This window comes from Micromonospora taraxaci (assembly GCF_007830095.1).
Lineage (GTDB): Bacteria > Actinomycetota > Actinomycetes > Mycobacteriales > Micromonosporaceae > Micromonospora > Micromonospora taraxaci.
The window spans coordinates 5,748,814-5,772,749 of the sequence record NZ_VIWZ01000001.1; the positions used below are offsets into that span (position 1 = coordinate 5,748,814).

Genomic DNA, 23,936 nt, shown 5'->3' on the forward strand with positions numbered 1-23,936 from the left:
GCTCGATGCTCTGTAACCATGCATCGAGTTTCGCTCGTTACCTATCGAAAGTCAATCGGTCCGGTCGCTGGCCCTCCCTGGCGCGACGACGTCATCCGCCGGCAACGGTCTCGCCTTCTGCGGGTAGAACGTCTCGTGCCGGGCCAGCATGGCGACGAACTCGACGATCTTCCGCTCGCGGGTCTCCACCCGCTTCACCGCGTTGAGGCGGTGGATGAGGGCGAACCGGTTGGCCTTGGTGAGCACGTCGAGCATCGCCTGCGCGGCGGGCTCGGCGGCGATGGCGGCGAGGAGGTCGGCCGGCACCTCGGCCTCCGACGGAGGGGCGTAGGCCGCCGCCCACCGACCATCCGCCTTCGCCGCCTCCACCGCGGCACGCCCCGCCGGCATCATCCGCCCCGACTCCTCCAGCCGGGCCACGTTCGCCACGTTGCGTTGCGACCAGGAACTGCGCGGCCGGCGCGGGGTGAACCGGATCCACGAGGACCCCTCGTCCCGTTTGCGGGCCTGCCCGTCGATCCAGCCGAAGCACAGGCCCTCGTCGACCGCCTGCTGCCAGGTCAGCGTCGTGACCGTGCCGCCCTTCTTGGTCAGGGCCAGCCAGACCCCGGGCGACGAGGTGTGGTTGGCCGACAACCAGGTGCGCAACCCGTCGGCATCCGCCACGACCAACTCAGCCAGCTCGGCGCTCGTCATGCCGGCAGGCTATCCCCCGGGTCCGACAGCCGGTGGCCACCGTGGGACTCGACCAACGCGTCCGCCACGACGTCGGCATCGGCGTCGGCCACGTCCGCCGGGTACTCCGGCAGCAGGTCGTCCCAGACGACCAGCCACGACCCGAACAACTGGGCCTGCCCCTCCGGCCGGGCGAAGAACCAGATGTGCAGGTGTGCTCCGCCGTCCCCGAAGCGGTAGACGTGGGCCCGCGAGATGTGCGGCAGCGCCTGCACGTGGCGCGCGATCCGGGTGCTCAACAACCCCAGTTCGGCGGCCAACTCGTCGGGCAGATCCTCCATGTCGTGGTGTTCGAGCGGCATCAGCATGAGCACCAGCGGTACGCCGACGCCCTTGATCCGGATCAGCCGCCAGCGCTCGTTGAACCAGATCCCCTCATTCCGGTTGCGGCAGGCATCGCAGTCCGACGGGTCCTCGCCGTGCCGGTCCGGCTCCGGGAGCACCGGCGGCCGCAACGGCGCCACCCGAAGTCCGTCCGGGTCGAACGGGCTGATGTCCCAACCCGTCATGCGTGCCAACGGAAGACGGTGTTCGCCGTCGGCAGCAGCGAGCGCGTGGTCGTAGAACTCGTCCGGTCGCAAAGCCATACGGCAGACACTAGTACGAGATGATCCACATTGGCCGGGGCCGGAAGCGCGCACCTGACCATGCGTGGGGTCTGGCCGACTCGCTGCTGGGCACCCGAGGATCGAGAGGTCAGAACCTGGTCGACCGTCTCGGCACGATCGCCGACGAGCGGCAGACCGCCGAAGGCTCACCCCGCTCTCGCAGCCGATTCCCCGACTGGTGGATGGCGCTCGCACTGTTCGCGCTCTTCTCGGGCGCGATCGTCTACCGCCTGGCGACGCAGTGACAGGGCGTACCGCACCCTCTTCATGCCGGCAGCCGGTCACGGGCGGGCCGACGCCCTCGGGTTCCGACCCGGGTCGTTGATCTGCCGCCGGAAGGCGAGGTACGCGGTCAGGTTCACCAGCAGCATCACCATCCCGATCACCGAGGCCAGGAGTCCCACGTCGAGGCTCGGCAGTGCCACGAACGTCAGTGCGGCGAGCACGATGGCGAAGATGTTGAGGAAGGTGAAACCCAGCACCAGTTCGTTGAGCAGGCGGGAACGACGGTCCTGGAGACGACCGACCAGTTGCTGGTGCAGCGTTCGGACGAAGTCGAGCCGCTCGTCCAACGTGGTGAGGACGAGCCGGAACTTCCACTGCTGCTCCAGCGCGTTCCAGACGGTGCCGCCGGCCGCGTCGAGGTGCGCCTCCACCGACGAATAGCCGAGCCGGAACAGGCGGATGCGGTGGTAACCGCGCAGGATGCGCTTGGCCTGGTCTTCGAGAGCACTCATCGACAGGTCCGCGCGCCCCGGGTCGATCTGGGACAGCTCGGCCGAGAGCACCGCGTCGTAGCGCAGGGCCGCAGCCCAGCAGACGTGGTGCACCCCGGTCAACCGCGCCAACAGCAGGGCCGGACGCGACCCGAAGTCGTTGACCACCGCTGTGGTGTGCGAGCCGACCCGCAGCACGCCACCCCGGGCTCCGTCGGGCGTGCAGTCCACACCGTCCGGGGTGAATGCCTCGGCGATGGCGCGCCGCCGCGCCGGATCGCAGTCCGGGTCCACTCGGACGGCGAAGGTGGTGTTGGCCCAGAGCACGAACACCTCGTCCTCACCGACCGCCGCCGGCAGGATGGCGCGCAGGAGCCGGGTCACCGCGGGCACCATCCGCTGCACCGGCGGGGCCACCTCGTCGACCACGTCCCCGGTGCCACTGACGATGCCGTCCGGCAGTTGGTAGGTGATGCACAGGAGACCGCAGTCGACGTTCCAGAGGCTGACCCGGGCAGAGAGCACCTGCCACGCGCCAGAGGCCGTCGTGGGCAGCAGAGAGGGTTCGACCTCCTCGCCGGCTGCCCGCAGGATCTCCGGGCCACCGCTGATCTCCATGGTCGGCCGAGGCATGCTGCCGAGCAGCTCGTCGAGGAGCCGTTGGCCGTAGGGCTGCAACGCGAGGTCGGTGAGCCCGTCGGTGACGCGCCAGCCGGCCGGCGCGTCAGGCTGGGAGCCGGTCTCGGCGGAGAGCTGACACGGGAAGTAGGCGACCACACGTACCGACGTGACGTCCTTGAGCATCAGCGACCTCTCCCCGACCGACCCCCGCAGGGTATCGAGGGAGTCAACAGCATCGATCACCGCGAACACCGTGACGACGTTCTGCGGCAGGCCTTCCCGCTCGGCGGCGAGCGACACGACGTAGAGGTCTGGTCGCTGCTGGCCGCCGAAAGGCGGGACACCGAAACGATCGCGAAGGCCGGGGCCACGACGTGAGCTACGTCCGCCGGTGGTAGTGGTTGCGGCGCGGCAGTTGCTCGGGGTCGAGCCAGGCGGGCGGGATGAACTCCGGATGGTCGTCGTCGCCGAGCCGCACCGTCCACTCGCCCCGGTGGACGTGTCGGTGGTGGTGGCCGCAGAGCAGCACGGCGTTGTCGAGGCTGGTCGGCCCGCCGTCGGCCCAGTGGCGGATGTGGTGGGCGGCGCACCAGCGTGGCGGCCGGTCACAGCCGGGGAACGCGCATCCGCCGTCGCGCAGCACCAGGGCACGACGCAGCGCGCCGGTGATGAGCCGGCGTTGTCGACCCACGTCGAGGACCTGGCCTGCGCCGCCGAGGACGGCGGGCAGGATGGTGGCGTCGCAGGCCAGTCGGCGCACGGTGTCGGGGGTGAGTCGCAGGCCGATGTCGAGCGCGCCGGCGGAGAGCTGTCGGGTCAGCCCGTCGTAGCTGGTCGTGACGACGATCTGGGCGGGGTCACCGCCACTGTCGGGCAGGTCGCCGGTGCGTAGGGCGAGGCGGCACACGTCGGCGAGAGCGTCGTGGCGGCGCTGCCCGGCGCAGCGGGTGTCGTCGGGGCCGGCGGGTGCGCTCAGCGGGTCGATGGCGGCGCGCACCAACGCGGCGGCCTCGGCGTCGAGGGTGCCGCTGAGCCGCAGCCGACCGTCGGTCTGCTCAGAAATGGTGAGGTGCCGGTCACGGGTCGCGCGGGCGGCCTCAGCGGCCAGGGCCGCGGCAGCGGCGGCGTCGGCAAGGTCGGGCGCGACGTGGTCGAGAATCCGGGTGCCCATCCGACGCAGCAACGACGGGTCGAACTGCGCCGCCCACTCGACCAGCACGCCAACCGCCTTGTCGGCCACCTCGGCGCCCGCCGAGGCCGTCACCGTGGCGGCCGTGTCGGCGATGACCCGAGCCTGCTCCACGCTGACCGCCCCGCCCGCCAATGCCTCCCGCACCGCGGGTGGGGCGACGTCGACCGAGGCCGCGAGCCCGACCAGCCGACGGGCGGCGGCGACGTCGAGCCGCAGGCGATGACGCAGCCACACCGTCGTCGAGGACGCGCCCTGCGCGATTGCGGTGCCCCGCCCGTCCAACTCCCGGACGACCGCCAACTGCACCGCCGCCAGCCGCTGCTGCAACCGGTGGGTGGCGTCGAGCGCCGCGATCAGATCGTGCTCGGAGAGGACCCAGGCAGCGGCGTCGGCGCAGCTCGCCACCGCCCGATCCGCCCGCGCCAACTCATCAATCACAGGCAAATTCTAGAACAGGTGTACGACAACTTTCGGCCGCGCAAAACCAGAAACCGAAGCGACCACCCCCCACCGAGAGCACACACCGCCAAGATCTGCACAACATCAGCGATGTTGCTGCCTCCTACGCATCGGAGGCAGCAACATCCGGGAAGTTGCCCGAATCTTGGGCGTGGCATCGGGGTCCGGCGCGGACCTCAGCGGGAGGCGGAGCGGGGCCGGCGGGCGAACTGTGCGCGCGTCGCCTGACGAGTGATCGGCCAGCACCGCCGCAGCAGGGCGAGCCACCCCTGGAAGATTGTCAATCACCCGCCCGCTCTGGGCGGTGCTCCCGAGCCCGCGTCTCGACGTCCGACGTCCGACGTCCGCCAGACCTTTCCCTGCACCAGATCGGCCATCGGATCCGGGACGTTCCGGTGACTGGTGATCGCCCAGCCGTACCCGTGAACGCGGAAGGTCGTTCAGGGACCGTCGGGGGTGCGCTTGGCGCGGCTGGGCTGCACCCTCTTCGGCTCGCCGGGCATTTTCGGGTGGTCCGGCGGGTACGGCAGGTCGCCTTGGCCGGCGGCGGCGTCGCGTTCGGCCCATTCGAGCAGCGGGGTGATGTCCCACGGGGTGTCGTCGATGCCGGCGTGCGGGTCGCCGCGCTCGGCGAGCCGGGCCGGGACGCTGCGCAGGTCGAAGTCGTCCGGGTCGACGGTGGGCAGTTCGTCCCAGGTGACCGGGGTGGAGACGGTGGCCCGCGCGTTGGCCCGCAGCGAGTACGCGCAGGCGATCGTGCGGTCCCGGGCCATCTGGTTGAAGTCGATGAAGACCCGGCGGCCGCGCTCCTCCTTCCACCAGGCGGTGGTGACCAGGTCGGGGTGGCGGCGTTCCACCTCCCGGGCGAGCGCGATGGTGGCCCGACGCACCTCGGTGAACGTCCAGCGGGGCTGGATGCGCAGGTAGACGTGCACGCCCCGACCGCCGGAGGTCTTCGGCCAACCGGTGACGCCCAGCTCGTCGAGGAGCGCCCGGAGCTCACCGGCGGCCCGCGCCGCGTCGGCGAAGTCGGTGCCGGGCTGCGGGTCGAGGTCGATGCGCAGTTCGTCGGGCCGGTCGGCGTCGGTGGCGCGCACCGGCCAGGGGTGGAAGACGATGGTGCCCATCTGCGCCGCCCAGGCCACGTGCGCCAGGTCGGCCGGGCACAGCTCGGCCGCGTTCCGACCGCTCGGAAAGGTGATCTCCGCCGTGGTGACCCATGGTGGCACCCCCCGGGTGGGCACCCGCTTCTGGAAGAACGCCTCACCACCGATGCCCTCGGGGAAGCGTTGCAGCGTTGTGGGCCTGTCCCGCAGGGCGCGCATGATGCCGTCGCCGACCGCGAGGTAGTAGTGGAAGACGTCCGCCTTGGTGAACCCCCGCTCGGGGAAGATCACCCGGTCCGGACTGCTCAGCCGTACGCTGTGCCCGGCCACCTCGACCTCGGTGACCGCCGCCTTGGTGCCCGCCATCTCGCGACCATATGCCACGCCCCCGACGTTCGACGTACCGTTGACGGGTGAGTCTTGATGACAACGAGCTGCCCCGCACCGAGGACGAGTGGCGGGTCCGACTGACCCCCGAGGAGTTCCACGTCCTGCGGGAGCACGGCACCGAACGCCCCTGGGTCGGCGAGTACGTGGACACGAAGACCCAGGGGGTCTACCACTGTCGCGCCTGCGGTCTGGAGCTGTTCTCCAGCGACACCAAGTTCGACTCGCACTGCGGATGGCCGAGCTTCGACGACGCTATCCCGGGCCGGGTCAAGGAGATCGAGGACCGCAGCCTCGGCATGGCGCGTACGGAGATCCGGTGCGCCCGCTGCGACAGTCACCTCGGGCACGTCTTCCACGGTGAGGGCTTCACCCCGAAGGACACCCGGCACTGCGTCAACTCCATCTCGGTCCGCCTCGAACCCCGCTGAGCTGACCACGGAGCCGATGAGCCACTCAGGGCGTACCCCCGAGTAGCTCGACCTCGGCGGTCCGGGACTGCTCGATCCGCCGGGCCAGGTCGCGGACCCGCTCGTTGCGGCCGACGCCGACCTGGGCCCGGGCCAGGTCGGCGGCCGACCGCTGGTGGTCGGCGAGCACCTCGCGCAGCACCCGGTCGACGTCCGGGGCGGGCGCGTTGCGCAGCCGGTCGAGCGCCGCGTCGTCGCCATGCCCCTCGTGGTGGTGCGCGGCCGCGCTGGCGCCCGGCCCGGTGGTGGGCAACCAGCCCCGCATGGCGACCAGTTCGTCGACCTCGGTGGCCTCGATGGCGGCGGCCAGGGTGCGCAGCGCGTCGTCGCGCACCCGGTCCCGGGACGACCGCACGATCTGCAGGGTGCGTTCGCTGTGCCCGACCATCGTGCTGAGGAACACCACGTCGATGCCGCTCAGCTCACCCACGGAGGCCGAACCCACGGAGGCCGAACCCACGGAGGCCGAACCCACGGCCGTGGAGCCGGCCGGGGGCGCGGGGGCCGGTTGCGGCCCGCCCGGGTCGGGTGACCCGGCGCAGGCGCTGGTGAGCAGCAGGGCCGCGAGCACTGCCACCAGAGGGGTACGGGGCATGCCGGTGCTCCGTTCACGCGGGGGGCGGCGACGGGTGCGACCCGAGGGGCCGCACCCGCACGGTCAGACCTGCTGCCAGAGCGCCGGCACGTTCGGCGGCTCCCAGCCGGGGATCGCGGTGTGCGCCTGCCGGCAGCGGTAGGTGGCTCCGCCGTAGGTGACCTGGTCGCCGACCTGGTACGCCCGGCCGCTCGCCCAGGTGCCGCCCTGTGCGGGCGGAGTCGTCGGCGTGGGGGTCGGGGTGGGTCGTGGGGTGGCCGTCGGGGTCGGCGTGGGGGTCGGGTTCGAGCCTCCACCGCCGATCTGCACGTCGATGCAGGAGTAGAAGGCGTTCGCCGTGTCGGAGATGTTCCACACCGCGAGGATCTTCTGCCGACCGGAGAAGCCACCGAGGTTGACGTTGTGCGAGACGGTGGCACCCGGCTGCTGGCCGTTGCCGTTCACCACGCCGACGCGGGTGTTGCCGATCCAGTACTCCCAGTTGGCGGTGGCGTGCCGGGCGGTGTTCACCCAGGTGAAGGTCAGCGAGCTGCCGACCGAGGTGGCCGGCCAGCCCCGACTGTCGTCGTTGAGGACGGCGAAGTGGGAGATTCCGGCGTTGCAGCTGCGCAGACCCTTGGGGCCTTCGACGCTCTGCGGCTCGTACTTGATCTGCCCGCAGTCGGGGACCCGGCCCTGCGCGCAGAGCGCCTGCCGGCTCGGCGGGGCGGAGACGTAGCCGTGGGCCTGCGCGGGGGCGGCGACGGTGAGGGTGGCGGCGACAGCACCTGCCGCCACCAGCGGGACGGTGATTCTTCGACGCATGGGGGCAGCTCCTTCTCCGGGGTCCGGTGGGTGCCCTCAAGGTAATTTAAACATTGTTAACAGTAAAGACTCCCATCGATAAATCCATCGATGGTGGCAGTTTTCTTCGTCAGAGGCGCAGCAGGCTGCCCCGATCGTCGACCTGGTCGGCCGACTCGTCGTCCAGCCAGACGCCACCGGTGCCGAGATAGCGGAACCGGTACTCCCCCGGCGACAACTTCACGGTCACCGTCCGAGTGCCGTCGCGGCGGGCCACCAGTTCGTGCCGGCCCGGCTCCCAGCCGTTGAAGCAACCGACGACGCTCACCGGGCCGGGCGGGGCGTCCCGGGGCAGGCAGAAGGTCACCCGGGTCTGATTGCCGAAGAGTTTGTTGCGCTTGATCATGTGATCCTCCGGGGGTCGCGGCGGTTCACCCGGCATAACGGACAACACGCCGGGACCGACACGCCGCCTACCGGCCCGAACATCGACAATCCGCCACACAACGTGCCGGATCGAGAGCAACCTGTAGGCACATGTCCTGATATGGGGGTTTCTCGTGGCAACCTGCGAGGTCTGCGGCAACGACTACTGGATGGCGTTCGAGGTGCGCACCGTCAGCGGCGACGTGCACACCTTCGACTCGTTCGAGTGCGCGATCCACCGGCTGGCACCGATCTGCGAGCACTGCCAAATCAAGATCGTCGGGCACGGCGTCGAGGTCAACGGCCGCTTCTTCTGCTGCGGCCACTGCGCCCGCGCCGTCGAGGGCGAGGTCGGTGCCGAGATCCGCGACGCCGTCGGGGCACGCCCGGCCTGACCGCGCCAACGCTCCGCCCGGCCCGGCCGCCCTCCTGCGGTACGGTCGTCGCCATGCGGCCACTGCTGGGCGTCCTCCCCCCGCCGCGCTCCTGAACGGAGCGCCGCGCTCTCGCCGACCGGGTGACTGACCCCGTCGGCCGTCCCGCCGTACGCGCTCCGTCGACGTCGTCCCGTCAACGGCTCACCCTCGGAGCGCCCTCGTGTCCCTTTCCCGAACCGCGCGCCCGGCCGCCCCGGCGCCGGTCGTCGACCAGGCCCGCACCGGCCTGATCCAGATCACCGTCACCGGAGTGCTGTGGGGCACCACCGGTGTGGCGGTGCAACTCCTGCGCGACAGCACCGGACTCAGCCCGGTGAGCATCGGATTCCACCGCCTCGCGATCGCCGCGCTCGTCCTCCTGGCGTGCACCGCCGGTCGACTCCGCACGATCCTGGCCGCCCTGCGCGCGGCACCCGTACCGCTGCTCCTCACCGGCGTCGGCCTCGGCCTGTACCAGGCGCTCTACTTCGCCGCCGTGGCGTGGGCCGGCGTCAGCGTGGCCACCGTCGTCAGCCTGGGCGTGGCCCCGGTGCTCGCCGCCGCCTGGGAGTCGGCACGCGCCCGCCAGATCCCCGGCCCGGTGCGCCTCGGCACGCTGGTCGCGGCCGTCACCGGTCTCGTGCTGATTACCACCGCCACAGCGGACCCCAGCGCCTCGGCACCCGCCCCGCTGCTCGGCCTGCTCGCGGCGGCCGGCTCCGGCCTCGGGTACGCGGTGACCACCCTGATCAGCCGACACGCGTCGCAGCACACCACACCGATGACGCTGACCACCATCTCCACAGCGGTCGGCGCGCTCACCCTGGCGCCGTTCGCCCTGGTATCCGGGATCGGCGTGCCGGTACGCCTCGACACCGTGGCGCTGCTGCTGCACCTCGGCGTGATCACCACAGCGGTGGCGTACGCGTTGTTCAACGCCGGGCTGCGCACCACCCCGGGAAGCGTGGCCGCCGTACTGACCCTGCTCGAACCGCTCACCGCCGCGGTGCTGGCGGTGGCACTGCTGCACGAGCCGCTGCCGCTTCCGGTGGTCGTCGGCGGCGTCGTGCTACTCAGCGCCGTGGCCGCCACCTACCTGGCACCTCGGGCGGGCACCAGGTGAGGCGGCCTAGGATCGTCGGATGCCCTCGCAGACCACCAAAGTCCGGGCGTCCTCCTTCGCCGACCTGGACACCCACACCTTCCACGACCTGCTCAAGCTGCGCATCGACGTGTTCGTGGTCGAACAGAACTGCCCGTACCCGGAACTCGACGGTCGCGACGTCGAGCCGGGCACGCGGCATCTCTGGCTGACCGACGGCGGCGCGCCGCTGGCGTACCTGCGGATCCTGGCCGACCCGGACGGCACCGCCCGGATCGGTCGGGTGGTGGTGGCGCCGGAGGCGCGTGGCGGTGGGCACGCCGGCCGGCTGATGACCGCGGCCCTGGAGGTGGTGGGCGACCGGCCCAGCGTGCTGGATGCCCAGTCACACCTGGTCGGGTTCTACCGTCGGCACGGCTTCGCGGTCAGCGGCCCGGAGTACGTCGAGGACGGCATCCCGCACACGCCGATGCGGCGTGGTGCCATTGACGCCTGACGATCGAGCTGGCATGGTGCCGGGTAGAGCCATCGCAGGAGCCAGCGAGTAGGCACGGGAGTGGGCAACTCCCGTCGGTCCGGGTGTCGTCGTCCGACCTCATCCCCCCGGGGGCTCCATGTCCACTTTCATCCGATCACGACGCGTGTTCTGGTTGTTCGCCGTCGCGACGGCCGCCGTGCTCCTGTTGACCACAGCGCTGACCACGATCGTGGCCCAGCCCGCCTCCGCGCACGGCTCGGTCGTCGACCCGGCCTCGCGCAACTACAGCTGCTGGCAGCGCTGGGGTGGCGACTTCCAGAACCCTCGGATGGCCACCGAGGACCCGATGTGCTGGCAGGCCTGGCAGGCCGACCCGGCCGCCATGTGGAACTGGAACGGCCTGTTCCGTGAGGGTGTGGGCGGCAACCACCAGGGCGCCGTTCCCGACGGCCAGCTCTGCAGCGGCGGCCGCACCCAGAGCCCTCGCTACAACTCGCTGGACACCGTCGGCGCCTGGAAGACCACAGCGGTGTCGAACAACTTCCGGCTCCGCTTCTTCGACCAGGCCAGCCACGGCGCCGACTACATCCGGGTGTACGTGACCAAGCAGGGCTTCAACGCGGCGACCCAGCCGCTCGGCTGGGGCAACCTGGAGCTGGCCGGCCAGATCGGCAACACCCCGGCCTCCCAGTGGGACAAGGACACCGGCGGCGTCTCGATCCAGATCCCGGTCAGCGCGCCCGGACGCACCGGACGGCACATCGTCTACACCGTCTGGCAGGCCAGCCACTTCGACCAGTCGTACTACCTGTGCAGCGACGTCGACTTCGGCGGGGGAACGAGCACTCCGCCGCCGACCACTCCGCCGCCGACCACCCCACCGCCCACGACTCCCCCACCCACCACCCCGCCCCCGACGACGCCGCCGGCCGGGGCGTGCACGGCTACCTACCAGGTCACCGGCCAGTGGTCCGGCGGCTTCCAGGGTGAGGTGAAGGTGACCGCTGGTGGTTCACCGACCCGAGGCTGGTCGGTGAGCTGGAACTACGGCAACGGCCAACAGGTCACCTCGTCCTGGAACGCCACCGTCAGCACCAGCGGCACGCAGGTAACGGCACGCAACGTCAACCACAACGGCAGCCTTGCCGCCGGAGCGAGCACCACCTTCGGGTTCCTCGGCTCGTGGAACGGCAGCAACCCGGTTCCGCTGGTCACCTGCACGACGACCAGTTGATCCCCGGCCGGCGCCGCACCCGGGCGGGGGTGCGGCGCCGGACGGCGGGACTCAGACCAGGCAGTTGACGATCTCCGCCACCGAGCGGCGGCGGCCCGTGTAGAACGGGACCTCTTCCCGGACGTGCCTGCGGGCGGAGGACGCGCGCAGGTCCCGCATCAGGTCCACGATCCGGTGCAGCTCGTCGGCCTCGAAGGCGAGCATCCACTCGTAGTCGCCCAGCGCGAACGAGGCCACCGTGTTGGCCCGTACGTCGGGATAGCCCCGGGCCATCTTCCCGTGCTCGGCGAGCATCTCGCGCCGCTCGGCGTCGGGCAGCAGGTACCACTCGTACGAGCGGACGAACGGGTACACGCAGATGTAGGGGCGGGCCTCCTCGCCGGCCAGGAACGCCGGGATGTGGCTCTTGTTGAACTCCGCCGGCCGGTGCAACGCCATCTGCGACCAGACCGGGGTCATCGCCCGACCCAGAGTGGTGCGACGGAACCGCAGGTACGCGTCCTGCAACGCGTCGCTGGACGCCGAGTGCCACCAGATCAGCACGTCCGCGTCGGCGCGCAGACCGGAGAGGTCGTACACGCCCCGGACCACCACGTCCTTGCCGGCCAGCTCGTCGAAGAGGGCGACGACCTCGCCGGTGACGTTGTCCCGCAGCGACGGCAGAGGGCTGTTGGCCCGGAACACCGACCACATGGTGTAGCGGATGCTGTCGTTCAGCTCCCGCAACCGGGCCGCGTTGGTCTGCTCGGTCATCTCGCCGATCCTCCCAGTGCTGTGATGATCTCCTCGGCCGCGGTCTCGCCGGAGCGGACGCAGACCGGGATGCCGACGCCGTCGTAACCGGCGCCCGCGAGGACCACTGTGGGGTACGCGGCCCGCAACGCCGCGCGTGCGGCGCCGACCCGGCCGGCGTGCCCCGGGGCGTACTGGGGCAGCGCCCCGCCCCACCGCTGCACGTGTCCGTCGACCGGGGCGGGCAGCGGGGTGCCGAGCACCGCCGACAACTCCCGGTGCACGGTGGCCGCGAGGTCCGCGTCGGGGCGTTGCAGGTGCGCCTCCTCGCCGTACCGGCCGACCGAGGCGCGCAGCAACGCCATACCGTCCGGCCGGCGCAGGTGCCCCCACTTGGTGGTGAAGAACGTGGCGGCCTTGGTCAGCAGGCCCTCGGTGCTGGGCACCAGGAAGCCGGACAGCTCGGGCAGTCGGGGCTGCGGCACCGCCAGGGTCACCAACGCGACGCTCGCGTAGTCCAGTTCCCCGACGGCTGCGGCGGCCTCCGGGGCCGGGCCGGCGAGCAACCGCGCCGCCGGCCGGGCCGGCACCGCCAACACCACGGCGTCCACGTCGACCAGCGCAGGGTCGCGGGTCGGGCCGACGGTGAGCCGCCAGCCGGAGCCGGCCGGGGTCACCTCGCGCACCGCCGCGTCGCGCCGGATCGTCGCGCCGCTGGCTGCCGCCGCTGCCTCGACCAGGCTGCTCAGCCCACCGACCAGGGTGCCGAAGACGGGAGTGCCGGGTGCCCGTGGCGCAGCGGCTTGGGCGGCCCGGACCGCGCCGGTCAGGGTGTGCTCCACCCGGGCCGTGCGAGCCAGCGCCGGCATCGTGGTGACCAGGGACAGGTCGTCGGCGCGGCCCGCGTACACACCGCCGAGCATCGGGTCGACCAGCCGCTCGACCACCTCGTCGCCGAAGCGGGACCGGACCAGCGCACCCACCGACACGTCCGCGTCGGGCCCGATCAGCGGCCGACCACCGTCGGTGTCGGCGTCCGCGAGCGGGCGGGCGACAGTGGTCACCCGATCCAGATCCCCGGGTACGCCCACCAGCGTGCCGCCCGGGATGGGGCGCAGCCCCCCGTCGACCACGAGCGCGGCCTGCCCCACGGTGGGGTGCACGATCTTCTCGGCCAGCCCGAGCCGGCGGATCAGGGCCACCGCCGCGCTCTCGGCGCCCATCGGGTCGCGCATCAGGAACGACTCCGCGCCGAACTCCACCGGCTGGCCGGCCACCTCACCGGTACGCAGCTTGCCGCCCAACGCGCCGGACTGCTCGTACAGAGTGATCTCGGTGTCGGCCGGCGCGCCGTCGCGCAGGCGGACCGCGGCGGCCAGCCCGGCGATCCCGCCGCCGACCACCGCCACCCGCCAGGGCCGCCGCATCGCCGGTCAGCCCTGGTCGGCCCGGCGGCTGGACACCTCGTGCACCAGCGCGACCACCCGGGTCAGCACCTCCGGGTCGGTCTCCGGCAGCACCCCGTGGCCGAGGTTGAACACGTGCCCGGGGGCCGCCCTGCCCTGCTCCAGGATCCGACGCACCTCGGCCTCGACCACCGGCCACGGCGCGAGCAGCACTGTCGGGTCCAGGTTGCCCTGCACCGCCTTGTCCGGGCCGATCCGACCGGTGGCCACGTCCAGCGGGGTACGCCAGTCGACGCCGACCACGTCCGCGCCGGCCTCGCCCATCGCGCCGAGCAACTCGGCGGTGCCCACCCCGAAGTGGATCCGGGGCACCCCGGCGTTGGCGAGCCCGCTCAGCACGGCGGTCGAGTGCGGCAGCACGAAACGGCGGTAGTCAGCCTCGGAGAGCGCGCCCGCCCACGAGTCGAAGAGCTGCACGGCCGACACGCCCGCGTCGATCTGCACCCGCAGGAAGGCCAGTGTCACCTCGGCCAGCCGGCCGCAGAGCGCGTGCCACAGCTCCGGGTTGCCGTACATCAGGGCCTTGGTCTTCGCGTGGGTCCGCGACGGACCGCCCTCGACCAGGTAGCTGGCCAGGGTGAACGGCGCGCCGGCGAAACCGATCAGCGGGGTGTCGCCCAGCTCGGCCACCAACTGCCGGACGGCCTCGTCGACGTACGACACGTCCTCGCGGGTGATCAGGCGGATCCGCTGCACGTCGGCGGCGGTGCGGATCGGCTCGGCGACGACCGGGCCGGTGCCCGGCACGATGTCCAGGTCGACCCCCGCCGCGGCCACCGGCACCACGATGTCGCTGAACAGGATGGCCGCGTCCACGCCGTGCCGACGCACCGGCTGGAGGGTGATCTCGGTGACCAGGTCCGGACGGCGGCACGACTCCAGCATCGGCACGGTCGCCCGGATCTCCCGGTACTCCGGCAGGGAGCGGCCGGCCTGGCGCATGAACCAGACCGGGGTGTGCGGCCCGGGTCGGCGTCGGCAGGCCCTGATGAAGGGCGAGTCGGCCGGTCCGCCGGGGCGGGATTCTCCGTCTCGGGCGACAGTGCCCGTGGTGTCCGTGGTCATCGCCGCAATCGTGCCACGCCCACCACCGGAAACCGGGTGGGGGTGAGAGGAAGGGCACCGTTCCTTACCCCCGGTGCCCTTCATGAGCGTCGGCGCGCCGTCGAAGCGGGCGACGGACGGCGGCATAGGCTGCCGACATGGCCCCCCCGATCGCGCTCCCGGAAGCGTTCGCCCGCGCGGTCGCCGGGCTGCGATCGGCGACGCCCCGCCCGGAGATCACTCTTGAGGAGGTCGGGGCGCCCCAACGACTCGCCCCGTACGCGTTCGCGCTCGCCGCGACAGTGCTGCGCGACGGCGACGAGGTCGCGACCGGGCGGCTGATCCTGCTGCACGACCCGGCCGGGCACGAGGCGTGGCAGGGCACCCTGCGGTTGGTCACCTACGTGACCGCCGAGTTGGAGGTCGACCTGGCCGCCGACCCGCTGCTGCCCGGGGTCGGCTGGACGTGGCTGACCGACGCGTTGGACGCCCAGGACGCCGGCCACCGGGCGATCGGCGGCACCGTCACGCAGACCATGTCGACCCGGTTCGGCGACCTCGCCGGCCCACCGACCGTCGGTGACATCGAGATCCGCGCCTCCTGGACGCCGGTCAACGACGACCTCACCGCACACCTGCTCGGCTGGTGCGCGCTCCTCGCCGACACGGCCGGCCTCCCCCCACCCGGTGTGACAGCCCTGTCCGACCGCCGCCCCGCCGGCGCGGCCTGACCCCACCCCCCACCCCTTCGAGGGGTCGATCATGGAGTTGTGGTGGGTGGATTGCTCCTCGGCGCGGCTTTTGTCGGACACCACAACTGCATGATCGACTGCACCGGAACGGGTGCGCTCGGACATCCTCTGGACACGTGATCGACACACGCCGGACCGGCTGCACCCGCTCGATCTCCACGCGCACTAGGGTTGGCAGGTGACCGACGAACCACCCCTGCGCCGTCGGCCCGCCGAAGACCTTCCGGGAAACGCACCCGAGCACCCGCCGTCGGCCCAGCCGCAGCTGGTGGGCGAGGGCGCCAACCCGGCCGACGGTGGGCCCGTTCCGCTGACCGCCCCGCGTGACGGCACTCCCGAACCAGTGGCCGCCCCGGCCGAGCTCGCCGAGGTGGTGGCCCGCTTCGCAGGCGGCACCGGCCCGGTCGCCCTGGACGCCGAGCGGGCCTCCGGTTACCGCTACAGCCAACGCGCGTACCTGGTGCAGCTCCGCCGCGCCGGTGCGGGCACCGCGCTGATCGACCCGCTGCCGCTGCCGGACCTCAGCACGCTGGACGCCGCTATCGGCGAGGCCGAGTGGGTGCTCCACGCGGCCAGCCAGGACCTGCCCTGCCTGGCCGAGGTGGGGCTGCGCCCACGCCGGCTGTTCGACACCGAGCTGGCTGCCCGGCTGGCCGGTTTCGAGCGGGTCGGGCTGGCGGCGCTCACCGAGCAGTTGCTCGGGTTCACGCTGGAGAAGCACCATTCGGCCGCCGACTGGTCGAGCCGGCCGCTGCCCGAGTCGTGGTTGACGTACGCCGCTCTCGACGTGGAGCTGCTCACCGACCTGCGCGACGCGCTCGACGCCGAGTTGACCCGGCAGGGCAAGTCGGCCTGGGCCGCGGAGGAGTTCGCCGCGCTGGTCCGCACCGGGGCACGCCCGCCGCGGGTGCGCGCGGAGCCGTGGCGGCGCACGTCCGGCATCCACCGGCTGCGCGGGGCGCGGGCCCAGGCCCGGGTGCGCTCGATGTGGTACGCCCGGGACCAGATCGCGGCCCGGCGGGATGCCGCCCCCGGTCGGGTGTTGCCCGACTCGGCGATCATCGCCGCAGCGGAGTTGGACCCGAAGGACGAGAAGACCCTGCTGACCCTGCCCGGTTTCGGCGGGCGGTCGGTGCGGCGGCTGGCCCGCACCTGGCTCGCCGCTCTCGACGACGCCCGGCAGCTCGCGGAGGATTCGCTGCCGGTCTCCCCCACTGTCGAGGGCCCGCCCCCACCGCACCGCTGGGCCGAGCGGGACCCGGTGGCCGCCGGCCGGCTGGCCCGGTGCCGGGAGGTGGTCATCCGCATCGCCGGCGAGCACAACCTGCCGCCGGAAAACCTGATCACGCCGGATTCGGTTCGCCGGTTGGCCTGGACCCCACCCGAGGTGGTGACCGAGGAGTCGGTCGCGGAGACCCTGCGCGGTCTCAACGCCCGGGAGTGGCAGATCGGTCTCCTCATCCGTGACCTGACCGAGGCCCTGGACCCCACTCCCTAGGGGGTGCGGGCTCCCAGGGGTCACGGTGTGGGGTGGGCCACAGCGGGGGGTCGGGACGGGTTGGTTACTGGCGAGTAGCATTCGGGGGAACATGCCCGTGTTGGCCGACCCTCGTTCAGTCCGGACCGCCGCCCAGCGGCGCGGGCCGAATGGTGGTCGAGAAGGAGGCTCAAGTGCCCCGTGAAGTTCGGGATGTCGTCTTCGTCGACGGCGTCCGTACCCCGTTCGGCAAGGCGGGTGGCATGTACGCCAACACCCGCGCCGACGACCTGGTGATCCGCTGCATCCGTGAGCTGCTGCGACGCAACCCGCAGCTGCCCCCGGAGCGCGTCGAGGAGGTCGCCGTCGCGGCCACCACCCAGATCGGCGACCAGGGCCTCACCATCGGCCGCACCGCCGCGCTGCTGGCCGGCCTGCCCAAGACCGTTCCCGGCTTCGCCATCGACCGGATGTGCGCCGGCGCGATGACAGCGGTCACCACTGTGGCCAGCGGCATCGCGATGGGCGCGTACGACGTCGCCATCGCCGGCGGCGTCGAGCACATGGGCCGTCACCCGATGGGCGAGGGCGTCGACCCCAACCCGCGCATCGTCGCGGAGAAGCTGGTCGACCCGTCCGCGCTGGTCATGGGCGCCACCGCGGAGAACCTGCACGACCTGGTCCCGCACATCACCAAGGCACGCACCGACGCGTTCGCGCTCGCCTCGCAGCAGAAGACCGCCAAGGCGTACGCCAACGGCAAGCTCCAGGACGACCTGGTGCCGATGTCGATCCGCGACGCGGAGGGCGGCTGGGGCCTGGCCACCGTGGACGAGGCCCCGCGGGACACCTCGCTGGAGAAGCTCGGCACCCTCAAGACCCCGTTCCGCCCGCACGGCAAGGTGACCGCGGGCAACGCCGCCGGCCTGAACGACGGCGCCACCGCGAGCCTGCTCGCCGACGAGGCCACCGCCCGCGAGCTGGGGCTGCCGATCGCCATGCGGCTGGTGTCGTTCGGGTTCGTCGGGGTGGAGCCGGAGGTGATGGGTGTCGGCCCGATCCCGTCCACCGAGAAGGCGCTCCGCCTCGCCGGGCTCACCATCGACGACATCGGCCTGTTCGAGCTGAACGAGGCGTTCGCCGTGCAGGTGCTCGCGTTCCTCGACCATTTCGGCATCGCCGACGATGACGCGCGGGTCAACCCGTGGGGCGGCGCGATCGCCATCGGTCACCCCCTCGCCTCGTCCGGCGTGCGGCTGATGACGCAGTTGGCCCGCCAGTTCGCCGAGCACCCCGAGGTCCGCTACGGCCTCACTGCGATGTGCATCGGCATCGGCATGGGCGGCACTGTCATCTGGGAGAACCCGAACTGGGAAGGTGGCGACAAGTGAAGGCACCGAACGAGGTCGTCACCCGTGCGCTGCTGCGCCAGGTGAACGTGCCCGGCCTGGACCGGCCCGCTGCCCTGATCACCCTGGACAACGGCTTCGACCACACCAAGCCGAACACCTTCGGCCCCGGCGGGTTGGCCAGCCTCGACGAGGCGATCACCGCCGCGCTCGCCGCCGACCCGGCGTTCATCGCGGTGACCGGCAAGCCGTACATCTTCTGTGTGGGCGCGGACATCGTCGGTCTGCCGCAGCTGGCCGACCGGGCACAGGCGCTGGAGATCGGCCGGCTCGGCCACCGGGTCTTCGCCCGACTCAAGGACAGCACCGTGCCCACGTTCGCGTTCGTCAACGGCGCGGCGATGGGCGGCGGCCTGGAGTTGGCCCTGCACTGCCACTACCGGACGCTCTCCGGTGGGGCCGCGGCCCTGGCGCTGCCCGAGGTCTCCCTCGGTCTGGTGCCGGGCTGGGGCGGCACGCAGCTGCTGCCGAACCTGATCGGCATCCCCGCCGCCACTCAGGTGATCATCCAGAACCCGCTGATGCAGAACAAGATGCTCAAGCCGAAGCAGGCCGCCGAGCTGGGCATCGCGGACGTGCTGCTGGAGCCGGCCGACTTCCTGGAGCGGTCCCTCGAATGGGCCGCCGGGGTGGTCCGGGGTCAGGTCACGGTGACCCGGCCCGAGGTCGACAAGGACATGTGGGCGGGCGTGCTCTACTTCGCCCGCGAGACCCTCAACCAGCGGTTGCACGGCGCGGTCCCGGCCGCGTACAAGGCTCTGGACCTGCTGGAGACGGCGAAGGACGCGGACTTCGCGACCGGCACCGCCGCCGAGGACGAGGCCCTCGCGGACCTGGTCTTCTCCGAGGAGCTGCGCAGCGGCCTGTACGCGTTCGACCTGGTGCAGCGGCGGGCCAAGCGGCCGGCCGGCGCCCCGGACAAGGGCCTCGCCCGCACGATCACCAAGGTCGGCATCGTCGGCGCAGGCCTGATGGCCAGCCAGTTGGCGCTGCTGTTCGCCCGCCGCCTCCAGGTGCCGGTGGTGATGACCGACCTCGACCAGTCCCGGGTGGACAAGGGCGTCGGCTACGTGCACACCCAGATCGAGAAGGCCGTCACCAAGGGCCGGATGGACAAGGGCACCGCCGCCAAGCTGTACGGGCTGGTCAGCGGCTCGGTCGACAAGACCGCCTTCGCGGACGCCGACTTCGTCATCGAGGCGGTCTTCGAGGACCTGGGCGTCAAGAAGCAGGTCTGGGCCGAACTGGAGAAGATCGTCTCCCCGGAGGCGGTGCTCGCCACCAACACCAGTTCGCTGTCGATCACCGAGATGGCCGCCGAACTGGAGCACCCGGAGCGGGTGGTCGGCTTCCACTTCTTCAACCCGGTGGCGGTGCTGCCGCTGTTGGAGATCGTCCGGGGTGAGCGCACCGACGACGTCACGCTCGCGACCGCGTTCGCGGTAGGCAAGCAGCTCAAGAAGTCGAGCGTGCTGGTGAAGGACGCCCCGGCGTTCGTGGTGAACCGCCTGCTCACCCGGTTCCTGGGCACCGTCTTCGCCGCCGTCGACCAGGGCACGCCGCTGGACGTGGCGAACAGCGCCCTGGACCCGCTGGGTCTGCCGATGCGCCCGCTCGCCCTGCTCCAACTGGTCGGGCCGGCCGTCGCGTACCACGTGGGCGGCACGCTGCACGCCGCGTACCCGGACCGGTTCGGGGTCAGCGAGAACCTCAAGCGGATCGCCGACTCGGGGCAGCCGATCGTGGTCGACGACCAGGTCAACGACGAGGTGGCCAAGCTGCTCGTCGTCGGTGACCAGCCGTTGACCGCCGAGCAGGTACGACAGAACGCGCTGGACGCGCTCGCGCAGGAGATCCGGCTGATGCTGGACGAGGGTGTGGTCGCCGAGGCGCAGGACATCGACCTGTGCATGATCCTCGGCGCCGGTTGGCCGTTCCACCTGGGTGGTGTCACGCCGTACCTGGACCGGACCGGCACGTCCGAGCGAGTCACCGGTCAGCGGTTCCTGCCGCGCGGGGCGGCGAGCCTGCCGGCCTGACCGATCGCAGTACCACCGGTCGCGGTGGTCGGACCGTCCCTCGTGGGCGGCCCGGCCACCGCGACCGTTTGTGATCAATCACGGCTGGAGGTGCTTTCAGCAGGGACAACGCCGGGCTTCTCAGCGGGTTAGGATCACGCGCTTTGCACCCCCATCTTGGAGCTGACTGAATGTCCCAGCCGCCGGCCAGTCCCTACGGCCCGCCGCACGATTCCTCCAACCCGCCGCAGCAGCCCGGCCAGCCGGGCCAGCCGCAGCAGCCCGGCCAGCCGGGCCAGCCGCAGCAGCCCGGTGGTTGGCCGCCCCCGCAGCAGCAGGGGTTCCCGCCCGCACAGCCGGGTCAGCCGTACGGCGATCCCCACCAGTTCGCGGGCCCGCCGCCGGCGAAGAAGAAGTCGAACGTCGGCAAGATCGTCCTGATCGTGCTGGCCGTGCTGCTGGTGGTCTGCCTCGGCGGCGCGGCGGCCATCTGGTTCACGGTCAAGGACGACGTGGGCGACGTCGTCGACGCCACCAAGACCCGGCTGGTCGCGCCGGCCACCCTCGCCGGCCGGCCGAAGATCACGGAGCCGGACCTGCAGGCGGCCGCCGACCAGATGGTCACCGAGATGAAGGCGGATGTGCAGAACGAGACCAGCACCGTCGGCGCCTTCTACGGCGACCCGGCCAAGCAGGACCTCGTGATGATCGTTGGCGCGTCCGGCCTGATGACGGACCCGAAGAAGGAGCTGGACGACGCGATCAACGGGCTCTCCACCGAGCTGACGCTGACCAACCTGGCGACCGTCGATCCTGGTCCGCTCGGCGGTGACGCGAAGTGCGGCGACGGCAAGGCCGAGAGCGTGCCCCTGGGGGTCTGCGTGTGGGCCGACCGGGGCAGCCTGGGCATGGTGGTCATCTACTTCAAGACCGCCGACCAGACGAAGGCCGAGTTCGTCACGATCCGGGGCCAGGTCGAGCAGCGCTCCTGACCGTCGACGACCGAGGCCCCGACCACCCGAAGGTGGCCGGGGCCTCGTGCCGACGATCAGGCCGGTTCGTTGCCCTGCGCCGCGGCCCGCGCCGCCGCTGCCGCCGCGCGCTCAGCCTTGTTACCGAGTACGCAGAACTCGTTGCCCTCCGGGTCGGCGAGCACCACCCACCCGCTGCCGGTCGGGCTGACCTGGTCGGCGACGAGGGTCGCGCCGATGCCGAGCAGCCGCTCGACCTCCTCGGCCCGGGTACGGTCGGCGGGTTGCAGGTCGAGGTGCAGCCGGTTCTTCACCGTCTTGCCCTCGGGCACCGCGATGAACAGCACCTCCGGACCACCCGGCGGCAGGAGCATCGCCTCCGGGTCGCCGGGGAAGTCGTCGGGCTGCCGGGGGCAGTCGAAGACCTGTGCCCAGAAGCCGGCGAGGGCGTACGTGTCGTGGCAGTCGATGCTGATGTTGTGAATGATCGAACTCACGGTTGGTCCTCCACAGTGGTGGTGGCGACACGTTCCCCGGCGCTGCGGAGCAAGCGGCACTCGGCGAGCACCGCCGACCAGAAGCCGGCCAGGGTGTACGTGTCGTGGCAGTCGAAACTGATGGTGCGGATCCGTGGATACACGGGTGGTCCCTCCATGGTCGGATGGGGACGCTCCGCCGCCCGGGGTCAGCCTGCGAATACCCGGGGTGCGGAGCCCTGACTGGTGGACATCGACGCACCCCCCTTCACTCACCGAGCTGACCCGGTGATCTTGCCATCGGCAGAACGCCGCACGCAATCCCGTTCAGCTGGCTGTCGACACCGGCCCGGACACCGCCGGGGCGTCCGCCGACGGCAGAGTGACGGTCACCTCCAGACCACCCCCGGGCTGCGCGATCACCCGTACCGTCCCGCCGTGCGCCGTGCAGACCGCCCGGACGATGGACAGACCCAGCCCGGAGCCGCGGGCGCCGGTGCGTTCCCGGCCACCGCGCCGGAACGGCTCGAACAGCCCCGGCACGTCGGCCTGGTCCACCTCGAAACCCGTGTTGCCCACCACCAACCAGGACCGGACGCCGTCGGTGCCGGTACGCACCCACAGCCGGCCGTGCAGGTGGTTGTAGCGGACCGCGTTCTCGATGAGGTTCCCGGCCAGCCGGTCGAGCAACCCCGGATCACCGACGACCGGCGCGGACTCCAGTGACGTCTGCACCCGCAGGCCGATCCGTTCCACCTCGCGGCGCATCGCCGACAAGGCGTTGACAGTGCCGGCGGCGAGGTCACACTCGGTCCGCCGACCCAGTTGCCGCCCGGCCTGCGCCTCGCTGCGGGCCAGCACCAGCAACGCGTCCACCAGGCCGTTGGCGCGTTCCGAGGCGTCCCGGACCACTGTCGCCATCCGACGGTACTCGGCGGCGTCCGCGTCGTCGTCGCTGAGCGTCACGTCGATCTCGGTCCGCATCACGGCGAGCGGGGTACGCAGCTCATGCGAGGCGTTCGCCACGAAACGTTTCTGCGCCTCGAAGGCGGACGCGATCCGGTCCAACATGGCGTCGAACGTCTTGGCCAGCTCGGCCACCTCGTCGTCGGCGCCCGAGTAGCCGATCCGCTGGTCCAGTGTCGCCTCACCGAGCCGCTGCGCGGTCGCGGTGACCTGGTGCAACGGGCGCAGCGCCCGACCGGCCACGGCGTACGCGCCGGCCACCCCGACGACGCTCACCGCCAACAGCGCGACCAGCCCCTTCGCCAGCAGCTCCCCGGAGGCGGCGTCGACCAGTTGCCGCTGCCACTGGGCGGCGTCCATCGACTCGCCGTCGGCGAGCAGCACGACGGTGCCGGGCAGCAGCTCGTCGGTGGGGCGCAGCGCGTCCCGGACCAGCAGCCACGCCAGCAGCACCAGGATCGCCCCCGCGCCGATCAGCAGCACCCCGTTGAGCAGTGTCAGCCGCAACCGCAGGGTGGGCCGCAACCGGCGGCTCATGCGCTCACCTCGGCGGTGCGGTAACCCGCGCCGACCACCGTCTCAATCAGCGGCGGGTCCCCGAGCTTCTTGCGCAGCGTCATCACGGTGACCCGGACGATCGTGGTGAACGGGTCGGTGTTGGCGTCCCACACCCGTTCCAGCAGCTCCTCGCTGGAGACCACCGCGCCGCGAGCCTTGAGCAGCTCGCTGAGCACCCCGAACTCCTTGTTGGTGAGGTCGACAGGCACGCCGGCGCGGGTGGCCACCCGACGGGCCGGGTCGAGCACCAGGTCGGCCAGTTCGAGCACCGGCGGGGCGGCCGGGGTGGCCCGTCGGCCCAACGCCTGCACCCGGGCGACCAACTCGTCAAAGGCGAACGGTTTGGGCAGGTAGTCGTCAGCGCCGAGCTGCAACCCCTCCACCCGGTCGGCCACGGTGCCACTCGCGGTGAGCATCAGCACCCGGGTCAGCGCGCCGGAGGCGGCCAGGTCGGCGCAGATCTGGTCACCGTGCACGCCCGGCAGGTCACGGTCGAGCACCACCACGTCGTACCGCGTTACGAACGCCGCCTCGTGGCCGGCGTCGCCGTCGTACGCCACGTCGACGGCCATCCCCCGCTTGCGCAACCCGCGCGCGATCGCGTCGGCGAGGTTGCGCTCGTCCTCGACCACCAGTACCCGCATCCCGGCCTCCTCGCTGCTGACCACCGACAACCTAGTGCCGGCCGGCAACCATCGTCCCTCGCCGCCCGCGCCGGTCGGCGTTGCGGGCCCGGTCG

26 protein-coding genes are annotated in these 23,936 nt (G+C 71.8%); 11 read left to right on the top strand and 15 right to left on the bottom strand.

Annotated elements, in window-relative coordinates:
- Positions 1 to 51 precede the first annotated feature (51 nt).
- Both FHU34_RS26020 and FHU34_RS26025 read right to left on the bottom strand, forming a co-directional pair.
- Positions 52 to 696 carry a YdeI/OmpD-associated family protein gene (locus tag FHU34_RS26020; protein WP_145784859.1) on the bottom strand — a complete coding sequence of 215 codons (645 nt, stop codon included), beginning with the start codon at positions 694 to 696 and terminating at the stop codon, positions 52 to 54.
- Entirely contained in the window at positions 693 to 1,322 is a 630-nt protein-coding gene (locus FHU34_RS26025; RefSeq protein ID WP_145784860.1) for an HIT family protein, read from the bottom strand. Before FHU34_RS26025 ends, FHU34_RS26020 begins: the two co-directional genes overlap by 4 nt.
- A gap of 20 nt (positions 1,323 to 1,342) precedes the next feature.
- Here FHU34_RS26025 and FHU34_RS26030 point away from each other — a divergent pair, with 20 nt between their 5' ends.
- Positions 1,343 to 1,588 (top strand): hypothetical protein, encoded by a 246-nt coding sequence (locus FHU34_RS26030; protein ID WP_145784861.1) that lies wholly within the window; start codon positions 1,343 to 1,345, stop codon positions 1,586 to 1,588.
- A 36-nt stretch (positions 1,589 to 1,624) separates the two neighbouring features.
- Here FHU34_RS26030 and FHU34_RS26035 read toward each other — a convergent pair whose 3' ends face one another.
- From FHU34_RS26035 to ligD, 3 genes are all read right to left on the bottom strand, one after another.
- Positions 1,625 to 2,980 (bottom strand): hypothetical protein, encoded by a 1,356-nt coding sequence (locus tag FHU34_RS26035; protein ID WP_145784862.1) that lies wholly within the window; start codon positions 2,978 to 2,980, stop codon positions 1,625 to 1,627.
- 79 nt (positions 2,981 to 3,059) lie between these two features.
- Entirely contained in the window at positions 3,060 to 4,310 is a 1,251-nt protein-coding gene (locus FHU34_RS26040) for an HNH endonuclease signature motif containing protein (RefSeq protein ID WP_145784863.1), read from the bottom strand.
- A gap of 461 nt (positions 4,311 to 4,771) precedes the next feature.
- Positions 4,772 to 5,803: a non-homologous end-joining DNA ligase gene (gene ligD / locus FHU34_RS26045; protein WP_145784864.1), complete on the bottom strand. Its 1,032-nt coding sequence runs from the start codon at positions 5,801 to 5,803 to the stop codon at positions 4,772 to 4,774.
- 47 nt (positions 5,804 to 5,850) lie between these two features.
- Between ligD and msrB the strand changes: the two genes are divergently transcribed.
- Positions 5,851 to 6,255, top strand: a complete 405-nt coding sequence (gene msrB, locus FHU34_RS26050) for a peptide-methionine (R)-S-oxide reductase MsrB (RefSeq protein WP_145784865.1) — start codon at positions 5,851 to 5,853, stop codon at positions 6,253 to 6,255.
- A 25-nt stretch (positions 6,256 to 6,280) separates the two neighbouring features.
- Here msrB and FHU34_RS26055 read toward each other — a convergent pair whose 3' ends face one another.
- From FHU34_RS26055 to FHU34_RS26065, 3 genes are all read right to left on the bottom strand, one after another.
- A complete protein-coding gene (locus FHU34_RS26055; protein WP_167524905.1) occupies positions 6,281 to 6,889 on the bottom strand; it encodes a DUF305 domain-containing protein in 609 nt (202 codons plus the stop codon).
- A gap of 63 nt (positions 6,890 to 6,952) precedes the next feature.
- Positions 6,953 to 7,693 carry a lytic polysaccharide monooxygenase gene (locus FHU34_RS26060; RefSeq protein ID WP_145784866.1) on the bottom strand — a complete coding sequence of 247 codons (741 nt, stop codon included), beginning with the start codon at positions 7,691 to 7,693 and terminating at the stop codon, positions 6,953 to 6,955.
- A 109-nt stretch (positions 7,694 to 7,802) separates the two neighbouring features.
- Complete coding sequence (locus tag FHU34_RS26065) at positions 7,803 to 8,078, bottom strand: isoamylase early set domain-containing protein (protein WP_145784867.1); 276 nt, start codon at positions 8,076 to 8,078, stop codon at positions 7,803 to 7,805.
- 154 nt (positions 8,079 to 8,232) lie between these two features.
- On the opposite strand from FHU34_RS26065, the gene FHU34_RS26070 reads away from it, so the two are divergent.
- The 4 genes from FHU34_RS26070 (at position 8,233) to FHU34_RS26085 (ending at position 11,328) form a co-directional block, all read left to right on the top strand.
- On the top strand, positions 8,233 to 8,493 hold the full coding sequence (locus tag FHU34_RS26070; RefSeq protein ID WP_145784868.1) for a Prokaryotic metallothionein: 261 nt from the start codon (positions 8,233 to 8,235) through the stop codon (positions 8,491 to 8,493).
- Between the two features lie 202 nt (positions 8,494 to 8,695).
- A complete protein-coding gene (locus tag FHU34_RS26075; RefSeq protein ID WP_145784869.1) occupies positions 8,696 to 9,637 on the top strand; it encodes a DMT family transporter in 942 nt (313 codons plus the stop codon).
- A gap of 19 nt (positions 9,638 to 9,656) precedes the next feature.
- On the top strand, positions 9,657 to 10,112 hold the full coding sequence (locus FHU34_RS26080; protein WP_145784870.1) for a GNAT family N-acetyltransferase: 456 nt from the start codon (positions 9,657 to 9,659) through the stop codon (positions 10,110 to 10,112).
- Between the two features lie 118 nt (positions 10,113 to 10,230).
- Entirely contained in the window at positions 10,231 to 11,328 is a 1,098-nt protein-coding gene (locus tag FHU34_RS26085) for a lytic polysaccharide monooxygenase auxiliary activity family 9 protein (RefSeq protein WP_145784871.1), read from the top strand.
- A 51-nt stretch (positions 11,329 to 11,379) separates the two neighbouring features.
- Here FHU34_RS26085 and hemQ read toward each other — a convergent pair whose 3' ends face one another.
- Genes hemQ through hemE form a run of 3 tightly spaced genes read right to left on the bottom strand, consistent with a single transcriptional unit; the run spans position 11,380 to position 14,591 of the window.
- Positions 11,380 to 12,081 (bottom strand): hydrogen peroxide-dependent heme synthase, encoded by a 702-nt coding sequence (hemQ, locus tag FHU34_RS26090; RefSeq protein WP_145784872.1) that lies wholly within the window; start codon positions 12,079 to 12,081, stop codon positions 11,380 to 11,382.
- Complete coding sequence (gene hemG / locus FHU34_RS26095; protein WP_145784873.1) at positions 12,078 to 13,487, bottom strand: protoporphyrinogen oxidase; 1,410 nt, start codon at positions 13,485 to 13,487, stop codon at positions 12,078 to 12,080. Before hemG ends, hemQ begins: the two co-directional genes overlap by 4 nt.
- Positions 13,488 to 13,493: 6 nt before the next feature.
- Positions 13,494 to 14,591 carry a uroporphyrinogen decarboxylase gene (gene hemE, locus FHU34_RS26100; protein WP_145784874.1) on the bottom strand — a complete coding sequence of 366 codons (1,098 nt, stop codon included), beginning with the start codon at positions 14,589 to 14,591 and terminating at the stop codon, positions 13,494 to 13,496.
- A 137-nt stretch (positions 14,592 to 14,728) separates the two neighbouring features.
- Between hemE and FHU34_RS26105 the strand changes: the two genes are divergently transcribed.
- The 5 genes from FHU34_RS26105 (at position 14,729) to FHU34_RS26125 (ending at position 21,218) form a co-directional block, all read left to right on the top strand.
- Complete coding sequence (locus FHU34_RS26105; RefSeq protein WP_145784875.1) at positions 14,729 to 15,301, top strand: DUF3000 domain-containing protein; 573 nt, start codon at positions 14,729 to 14,731, stop codon at positions 15,299 to 15,301.
- 199 nt (positions 15,302 to 15,500) lie between these two features.
- A complete protein-coding gene (locus FHU34_RS26110) occupies positions 15,501 to 16,820 on the top strand; it encodes a ribonuclease D (RefSeq protein ID WP_145784876.1) in 1,320 nt (439 codons plus the stop codon).
- A 173-nt stretch (positions 16,821 to 16,993) separates the two neighbouring features.
- Positions 16,994 to 18,190: a thiolase family protein gene (locus FHU34_RS26115; protein WP_145784877.1), complete on the top strand. Its 1,197-nt coding sequence runs from the start codon at positions 16,994 to 16,996 to the stop codon at positions 18,188 to 18,190.
- The gene (locus tag FHU34_RS26120; protein ID WP_145784878.1) at positions 18,187 to 20,247 is read left to right on the top strand and encodes a 3-hydroxyacyl-CoA dehydrogenase NAD-binding domain-containing protein; all 2,061 of its coding nucleotides are present in this window, start codon (positions 18,187 to 18,189) and stop codon (positions 20,245 to 20,247) included. The genes FHU34_RS26115 and FHU34_RS26120 overlap by 4 nt, the downstream gene beginning before the upstream one ends.
- 170 nt (positions 20,248 to 20,417) lie before the next feature.
- Positions 20,418 to 21,218, top strand: a complete 801-nt coding sequence (locus FHU34_RS26125; RefSeq protein ID WP_145784879.1) for a hypothetical protein — start codon at positions 20,418 to 20,420, stop codon at positions 21,216 to 21,218.
- A 56-nt stretch (positions 21,219 to 21,274) separates the two neighbouring features.
- Here FHU34_RS26125 and FHU34_RS26130 read toward each other — a convergent pair whose 3' ends face one another.
- The 4 genes from FHU34_RS26130 to FHU34_RS26145 all read right to left on the bottom strand — a co-directional run bounded on the left by FHU34_RS26130 (position 21,275) and on the right by FHU34_RS26145 (position 23,841).
- Positions 21,275 to 21,694, bottom strand: coding sequence for a VOC family protein (locus FHU34_RS26130; RefSeq protein ID WP_145784880.1), 420 nt, complete (start codon positions 21,692 to 21,694; stop codon positions 21,275 to 21,277).
- Positions 21,691 to 21,837, bottom strand: coding sequence for a hypothetical protein (locus tag FHU34_RS33425; protein WP_208745079.1), 147 nt, complete (start codon positions 21,835 to 21,837; stop codon positions 21,691 to 21,693). The genes FHU34_RS26130 and FHU34_RS33425 overlap by 4 nt, the downstream gene beginning before the upstream one ends.
- A 163-nt stretch (positions 21,838 to 22,000) precedes the next feature.
- The gene (locus FHU34_RS26140; RefSeq protein ID WP_145784881.1) at positions 22,001 to 23,176 is read right to left on the bottom strand and encodes a sensor histidine kinase; all 1,176 of its coding nucleotides are present in this window, start codon (positions 23,174 to 23,176) and stop codon (positions 22,001 to 22,003) included.
- Complete coding sequence (locus tag FHU34_RS26145) at positions 23,173 to 23,841, bottom strand: response regulator transcription factor (RefSeq protein WP_139586209.1); 669 nt, start codon at positions 23,839 to 23,841, stop codon at positions 23,173 to 23,175. The genes FHU34_RS26140 and FHU34_RS26145 overlap by 4 nt, the downstream gene beginning before the upstream one ends.
- Between the last annotated feature and the right edge of the window lie 95 nt (positions 23,842 to 23,936).